This is a genomic window from Spirosoma pomorum, assembly GCF_054776615.1.
The window spans coordinates 1-636 of record NZ_BAAHBP010000049.1 but is presented as its reverse complement, the minus strand read 5'-3'; the positions used below and the strand labels follow the sequence as shown (position 1 = coordinate 636).

Annotated in this window: 2 protein-coding genes; both read left to right on the top strand. The window is 49.4% G+C overall.

What is annotated here, in order from left to right; all coding sequences use genetic code 11:
- A partial coding sequence (locus ACYVAD_RS26200) for an IS1-like element transposase (protein ID WP_461142517.1) occupies window positions 1-250 on the top strand: 250 nt, incomplete at its 5' end.
- The coding region (locus ACYVAD_RS26195; protein WP_461142518.1) for an IS1 family transposase at window positions 238-636 on the top strand (399 nt) is incomplete at its 3' end. The genes ACYVAD_RS26200 and ACYVAD_RS26195, both read left to right, overlap by 13 nt.

Below are 636 nucleotides of genomic sequence, written 5' to 3'. Positions count from 1 at the left end.
CGGCAATCAAGACCAGGTTCGACGAAAAGGAGTTAGTCCTACTGGCCACCAACGCTATAAATGTGAAGCCTGCCAACGTAGCTTTCAACTTGACTACACCAAACGAGCCTACCAAGTCGGTATCAAAGAGCAAGTTATTGACATGGCCTTGAACGGTAGTGGTATCCGCGATACAGCCCGCGTCTTGAAAATCAATATGAACACGGTCATGAGTACGCTTAAAAAAAAGCAAACCGGATCGTATCAGTAAACCCAGCTTATAGCGGTGTTGAAGCGAACCTATGCATTCGCTTAGAAGCGGATGAGCAGTGGTCTTATGTCCAGACGAAGCGCAATCCACGCTGGCTTTGGTGGGTCGAGGACCATGATACGGGCCAGGTCGTAGCATTTGTGTTTGGTCGGCGCACGAACGAAAGCTTCCGGCGATTGATGGCCTTGTTGGGTCAGGCTGGTATCGTGGTTAGCCTTTGGTTTACCGACTACTGGTGGGCCTATTATGACGAATTGCCGGCCGACATTCATCAAGCCGGCAAAGACCAGACACAAAGTATCGAACGCAAACATTTAGATTTACGGACTCGGATTAAGCGATTAGCCCGTCGCACGATCTGTTTTTCCAAATGCCAAGTGATGCAC